The sequence below is a fragment of the Streptomyces sp. RP5T genome, assembly GCF_003933965.1.
Classification (GTDB): Bacteria; Actinomycetota; Actinomycetes; order Streptomycetales; family Streptomycetaceae; genus Streptomyces.
This window is the reverse complement of sequence record NZ_RSAJ01000468.1, coordinates 1-6,560: the sequence shown is the minus strand read 5'-3', so window position 1 is coordinate 6,560 and position 6,560 is coordinate 1. Positions and strand designations below refer to the sequence as shown.

Here is a 6,560-nt window from a genome sequence, read left to right as displayed (position 1 = left end):
GTCACCCCGTCCCCGTACGGCACGACCTTCAGCCTTCCCCCGGCGGCCTCCAGTCCGCCCTCGGTTCCCGTGCCGTCCTAGCGGCCGCAGTGCGCTTTCGGACAAACGGAACGTCACACACCGACAACACTCCGTCCGGATCGTGAACAGCCCATGGCGCCGCCAGGAGCCCTTGGCATAGAAACGCGGCATGTTCTGGGTGCTTCTTCTGCTGCCGGCCTGGGCCGCCGCCGGTATCGCGTGTACGCGGCTGTGCCTGGCCGCCGTGCACGCGGCGGCCGCGGACTCCGATGCCCGGGGACACGATCTGACGCTGTACGAGGCCGCGTTCCTGTCCGGCGGACCGCGGCGGGTCGCCGATCTGACGCTCGTCTCCATGGCGCGGCAGCGGCGGCTGCTGCTGGCCCACACCGGTTGGGCGACCGTCGTCGATCCGCACGGCCGGGACGAGATGGAGCGCACGGTCATCGGGGCCATCGGGCCGGAGGGCCAGTCCCGGATCGCTCCGGTGCGCGCGGACGCGGCGTCCGCGGACGCGGTGCGCGGTCTCGCCGACCGGCTCGTCGACGCGGGCCTCGCCGTGCCCCACGGCACCCGCTCCGGGGTCGCGGAGGCAGTCCGCCAGGTGCGGCTGGCCTCGGCGGCCGTCGTCGCGCTGGGCGCGGTCGCGCTGCTGGCGCCCGTCCCCTCCCAGATGCCGCGGCACCTGGTCGTACTCTGGTTCGCGCTGCCGCTCGCCCTGACCCTGAGCTGTCTGGCCATCGCACGGGTGGAGGTCCACCCGTACTCGCGCTGGGCCTCCCCGGCGGGCCAGCGGCTGCTCGGCGCCCTGACCCGGCGCCCCGGCGGCACCGACGAGCGGACCTATCTGACCTCGGTCGCCGTGCGCGGCCTCAGGGCGGTCGGCGAACCGGATCTGCGCGCGGCCTTCGCCCACCGCGAGCCGCAGCACCACGGCCCGGCCCACGAGGAACGGCGGGGAGAGCGACCCGGCGGAGACGGCTAGGGCGTGTTGCGAAAGTCCCGTCGTTCGCCCGAAGGGCGGGCCTCGCGGCGTCAGGTGCGTGCTCTCGGCGTGCCGGGCGGAAGCCCTCGTACTGGATGTACTTGGGCTTTCGCCTGGTGCGGCGAAGGGGGTCCCCCCGTCCGAGCCCTGCGCAGCAGGTTCGAGGATGGGGGCGCGTGCATGGCGTCGCGAGGCAGGCGGGACTTTCGCAACACGCCCTAGCAGCACCGCCCGCCGCACCGGCGCGACTGAGCACGCCCGGGGGCGCACGGAGGCATTGGGGCCGACACCGGCGGGGCGGTGCTTGCCTTCCCTCACGGCCGAACCAAACATCCCTTTTGTCGCTGCCGCGCACCGAAGGGACACCGATGAGAGCTCCCGCCCTCTTCACGGCCGCCGGATCCTTGCTCCTGACCACGCTCGCCGCCGCACCGGCCGGGGGCGCCCCCGCCGCCCCGGGCGCGGCGGAACTCCGCGGCACCGCGGTCGCCGCCGCGCGCGCCGGGGCGGCCGGCGTCCGCTTCGGCGCCTGCCCCGCGGCGGAGGACCTCCCCGACGGCGTCCAGTGCGGCACGGTGTCCGTCCCGCTCGACTACGCGCGTCCCGACGGCCGGCAGATCAGACTGACCGTCAGCCGGGTGCGGGCCACCCAGAAGGACCCGCACAACAGCAAGCGCCGGGTGCCCCGGCAGGGCGCCCTGGTCTACAACCCGGGCGGGCCGGGCGGCTCCGGCATGTACTTCCCGCTGATCGGCGCGCTGCCCGAGTGGAAGCGGCTCGCGGCGGCCTACGACCTGGTCGGCTACGCCCCGCGCGGGGTGGGCCGTTCGGCGCCGCTGTCCTGCACGGACCCGAAGCAGTTCTTCAAGGCGCCCACGCAGGCGCCCACGCACCCCTCGCCGTCGTACAAGAAGGAACGCATCGCGCAGGCGAAGGCGTACGCGCGCGGGTGCGCGAGGCGGGCGGGCGCGGCTCTGCCGCACTACACCTCCCTGAACAACGCCCGGGACCTCGACGTCCTGCGGGCCGCGCTGGGCGAGCAGAGGCTGACGTTCATGGGGGCGTCGTACGGGACCTACTTCGGCGCGCTGTACGCGGCGCTGTTCCCCTCCCACGTGCGGCGGATGGTGTTCGACGCGGCGGTGAACCCGGCGCCGGAGCAGGTGTGGTACCGCAACAACCTGGACCAGTCGGCCGCCTTCGAGGGGCGCTGGGCGGACTTCAGGGAGTGGGTCGCCCGGCACGACGACGTGTACGGGCTCGGCACCACGCCCGAGGAGGTGCTGCGCAGCTACGACCGGGCCGCGGCGCGGCTGTCCGCCGAACCGGCCGGCGGGAAGGTCGGGCCCGGTCAGCTTCAGGGGGCGTTCCTGTCCGCCGGGTACTACGACGACGTGTGGCCGCACCGGGCGCGCGCCCTGTCGGCGTATCTCAAGGGTGATCCCAAGCCGCTGATCCAGCAGGCGGGTCCGCATCAGGAGGCGGCGAAGGAGGCGGAGAACTCCAGCGCGGTCTACACCGCCGTCGAGTGCAACGACGCGCCCTGGCCGACGGACTGGAAGGTGTGGGACCGGGACAACACCCGGCTGGCGCGGGTGGCACCGTTCGAGACATGGGACAACGTGTGGATGAACCTGCCCTGCGCGTACTGGCCCGCGGCCCGGCAGGAGCCGCTGGACGTGCGGACCGGGCCCGGTGAGCTGCCCCCGACGCTGATCCTGGCCGCCGAGCGGGACGCGGCCGCTCCGTACGACGGCGCCCTGGAGCTGCACCGGCGGCTGTCCGGCTCGGTGCTGGTGACCGAGCGGGACGCGGGCACGCACGGCATCGCGGGCGGCCCCAACCCCTGCGTCAACGGATACCTGGACGCCTACCTGCTGGAGGGCCGCCTGCCGGTGCGGCGCGCCGCGTGCGCCCCGCACCCCGAGCCGGAGCCGAAGGCGACGGCCGCCTCCCGGAAGGCGGCCGGCACACCGACCCGCTGATCAGGCGAGACCCGCCACGAGGTCGCCGAGGTCCTTACGGCGGCCCGTGTAAAACGGGACCTCCTCGCGGACGTGCATCCGGGCCTCCGACGCCCGCAGGTGGCGCATGAGGTCGACGATGCGGTAGAGCTCGTCGGCCTCGAACGCCAGGATCCACTCGTAGTCGCCCAGCGAGAACGAGGCGACCGTGTTGGCGCGGACGTCGGGGTAGCCGCGGGCCATCTTGCCGTGGTCGGCGAGCATGCGACGGCGGTCCTCGTCGGGCAGCAGGTACCAGTCGTACGAGCGCACGAACGGGTAGACGCTGACGTAGTCCCGGGGGTTCTCGTCGGCCAGGAACGCCGGGATGTGCGAGCGGTTGAACTCGGCGGGGCGGTGCAGCGCCATGTTCGACCAGACCGGCTCCAGGGCGCGGCCCAGCTTCGTGCGGCGGAAGAGGTTGTACGCCTCCTGGAGCTGGTCGCTGGTCTCCGCGTGCCACCAGATCATGACGTCGGCGTCGGCGCGCAGCCCGGAGACGTCGTAGGTGCCGCGGATCGTGACGTCCTTGGCGGCGAGCTGGTCGAACAGCTCCTGGACCTCGTCGGCGTAGCCGGTGCGGTCCTCGGGCAGCACGTCCTTCAGCCGGAAGACGGACCAGAGCGTGTAACGGATGACCTCGTTGAGGTCCTTGGCCAGCTTGCCCTTGTTCGGGACCCTGCCGGACTCGGGGGTGGGGGCGTCGTTGCTCATGGCCCTATTCTCCCGCTCCGCCGTGCAGGCTCTGCACCGGGTTGGCCGTGAGCTCCCGCACGGCGGTGAGGTCGCCCCGGATCTGGTCCACGGCCGCGTGGGCGCTCGCGATGCAGGCCGGGATGCCGACGCCGTCGTACTGCGCGCCGCACACCGCGAGGCCGGGGAGCTTGGCGACGTGCTCACGGACGCGGGCCACGCGCGCGTGGTGGCCGACGGGGTACTGGGGAAGGCCGTCGGTCCAGCGGGTGACGCGGGTTTCGAGGGGGGCGGCGTCCAGACCGGTGGCCGCCCTGAGGTCGTGGCGGGAGACGTCCACCAGGTCGGCGTCGTCGCGCTCCAGGATCTCGGTCTCGCCGTGCCGGCCGACGGAGGTGCGCAGGACGACGACGTCAGGGTTCTCCTCGGCGATCCAGCCCCACTTCTGGGAGGCGAACGTGGACGCCTTGATGGTGCGGCCGTCGACCGGCGGGACCAGAAAACCGCTGCCTTCGGGCAGGGCGGTGTCGGAGCGGCGGTAGGCGAGCGTGATCAGGGCCATGGAGGCGTACTCCACGGTGTCGAGCTCGGTGGCGGCCTCGGGTGCCTCGGTGCGCAGCAGTCGCGCCGCGGCCGGGGCGGGGACGGCGACGATCACCGCGTCGGCGTGCAGGACCCGGTCCCCGGCGACGACCCGCCAGCCGCCGGACGCCTCGCGGCGCAGCTCGCTCACCGGGGCGCCGGTGACGATCTCGCCGCCCTGCGCTCGGACCGCGTCGGCGACGGCGAGCGGGAGGGTGCCCACGCCGCCCTCGATGCCCGTGAACACGGGCCCGGTCTGCTGGGTGGCGGCCATCCTCGCCTGGATCTCGCGGACGCCCTCGGTGAGCGAGGTGTGGGTCCGCGCGACCTGGAAGAGCTGCGGAACCGCCGAGCGCATCGAGATGCGGTAGGCGTCGCCCGCGTACACCCCGCCCAGCAGGGGCTCGACGAGGCGGTCGACGACCTCGCGGCCCAGGCGCGCCGCCACGAACTCACCGACGGCCACGTCGTCGCCGACCTCCGTGCGGGGCAGTTCGGCGTCCTGCGCGATGCGGGCGAGGCCCTCCTCGGACAGCACGCCCGCGAGCGCCTCGGCGGTGCCGGGGACGCCCATGACGTGGCCCTTGGGCATGGGGCGCAGCGCACCCCGGGTCCAGATCGAGGCGGTCGCGGTGGCCGGCGGCTGGAGGCGGTCGCCGAGGCCGGCCTCGCGCGCGAGGGTCACCGCCTCCGGCCTGCGGGCCAGCATCGACTCGGCGCCGAGGTCCACGCGCGCGCCCGCGATCTCGCCGGGCAGCAGCTTGCCGCCGACCCGGTCCGACGCCTCCAGGACGGTGACGCGCGCACCGCTCCGCACCAGCCGGTGGGCCGCGGCCAGTCCCGCGATGCCGGCTCCTACGACGACCACCTGTGATCCGCTCATGGGTTCAGCCTCTCAGACCCCGCCGACAGTCCACCGGCGGCCCGGTGTCCCGCACGAGTCCTGACCGTGACCGCATCGGGACCGCACGGGTCCAACGTTCGTGTCCCCTGCGGCGTCGAAGGAGCGTCAGTTGTTCACGACCCCCGGGGGGACACCCATGCGCACACCACGTACACGCCGTTCACGGAGTTCGGCACGGCCCGTCCGGGCCCTGGCCGGGCTGCTGCTGGCCGCGGCCCTGGCGCTGACCGGGTGCAGCGGGGCCGGCGGCGGTGACGGCGACAGCGGCAGCCTCGCCCAGGAGGACCGGGCCGGCGCGCAGGCCGACAGCAAGGGCGCAGCCGGGGCCGAGACCGCCGCCGGCGGCAAGCAGGCCACCGCCGCGCCGAATCCCGCCGCGAACCACGTCATCCGCACCGCCGCGCTGACCGTGCGGGTCAAGAGCGTGCCGAAGGCGCTCGCCGCGGCCCGCACCACCACCGAGAACGCGGGCGGGTTCGTCGGCAGGGAGGCCACCTCCCGCGACGAGGAGGGCCGGGAGCGGACGGAGGTGGTGCTGCGGGTGCCCGTCGAGAAGTACGACGAGGTGCTCGCCGACCTGGAGGGCGCGGGCAAGCTCCTGGAGCGCACCGCGAACGCGCAGGACGTCACCGACCAGGTCGTCGACGTGCAGAGCCGGATCGCCACGCAGCGGGCGAGCGTGGCTCGGATCCGGGAGCTGATGGACAAGGCGACCAGGCTGAGCGACGTGGTGACCCTGGAGGGCGAACTGAGCAGCCGCCAGGCCGATCTGGAGTCACTGCTGGCCCGTCAGGCCACCCTGAAGGACCGTACGAGCCTGGCGACCATCACCCTCTCCCTGTCGGAGTCGCCGGTCATCAGGGCCGAGGCGGACGACGACCCCGGCGTCGTCGACGCGCTCGCGGGCGGCTGGGACGCGTTCATGACCATGCTGCGCTGGATCGTGATGGCACTGGCCGCGGTGCTGCCGTTCCTGGTGGGGCTCGCGCTGGTCGCGCTGGTGTGGCTGCGGCTGGTCCGGCCCCGGCTGCCGCGCCGGCCGGCCCCCGCGGGTGCCTCGACCGCGCTGGGCCCGCTGCCGGTGGCGCGTCCCGTCCCGGACCCGGGGCGCCCGCAGGGCCCGGGCGCGGGCGGGGCCGCAAGCGCGCGGGAGCGGGGCGAGCAGGACTGAAATGCCCCGCCCTCGTAGCGTGTTCGCATGAACATGAGCCGTACGCAGGGCACGAGGGAACGTCTGGTCGTGATCGGCGGTGACGCCGCGGGGATGTCCGCGGCGTCGCAGGCCCGCCGGATGAGAGATGCCGACGAACTGGAGATCGTGGCGTTCGAGCGGGGCCACTTCACCTCCTACTCGGCGTGCGGCATCCCGTAC

The 6,560-nt window shown here is 74.1% G+C and carries 5 protein-coding genes and 1 pseudogene; 4 read left to right on the top strand and 2 right to left on the bottom strand.

Annotated features, from left to right (window positions below):
* Positions 1-190: 190 nt before the first annotated feature.
* Both EHS43_RS33625 and EHS43_RS33615 read left to right on the top strand, forming a co-directional pair.
* Positions 191-1,006 carry a TIGR04222 domain-containing membrane protein gene (locus EHS43_RS33625; protein WP_125194434.1) on the top strand — a complete coding sequence of 272 codons (816 nt, stop codon included), beginning with the start codon at positions 191-193 and terminating at the stop codon, positions 1,004-1,006.
* Positions 1,007-1,374: 368 nt separating this feature from the next.
* Entirely contained in the window at positions 1,375-2,991 is a 1,617-nt protein-coding gene (locus EHS43_RS33615; RefSeq protein WP_125194433.1) for an alpha/beta hydrolase, read from the top strand.
* On the opposite strand, the gene hemQ is transcribed toward EHS43_RS33615, so the two are convergent.
* Together hemQ and hemG are read right to left on the bottom strand one after the other, a co-directional pair.
* On the bottom strand, positions 2,992-3,723 hold the full coding sequence (hemQ, locus tag EHS43_RS33610; protein WP_007385408.1) for a hydrogen peroxide-dependent heme synthase: 732 nt from the start codon (positions 3,721-3,723) through the stop codon (positions 2,992-2,994).
* A gap of 4 nt (positions 3,724-3,727) precedes the next feature.
* Positions 3,728-5,167 carry a protoporphyrinogen oxidase gene (hemG, locus tag EHS43_RS33605; protein ID WP_125194432.1) on the bottom strand — a complete coding sequence of 480 codons (1,440 nt, stop codon included), beginning with the start codon at positions 5,165-5,167 and terminating at the stop codon, positions 3,728-3,730.
* A 157-nt stretch (positions 5,168-5,324) separates the two neighbouring features.
* Here hemG and EHS43_RS33600 point away from each other — a divergent pair, with 157 nt between their 5' ends.
* Both EHS43_RS33600 and EHS43_RS48275 read left to right on the top strand, forming a co-directional pair.
* Positions 5,325-6,359 carry a DUF4349 domain-containing protein gene (locus tag EHS43_RS33600; RefSeq protein ID WP_125194431.1) on the top strand — a complete coding sequence of 345 codons (1,035 nt, stop codon included), beginning with the start codon at positions 5,325-5,327 and terminating at the stop codon, positions 6,357-6,359.
* Between the two features lie 27 nt (positions 6,360-6,386).
* Positions 6,387-6,560, top strand: a pseudogene (locus EHS43_RS48275) (flavoprotein oxidoreductase); the annotation flags it as partial.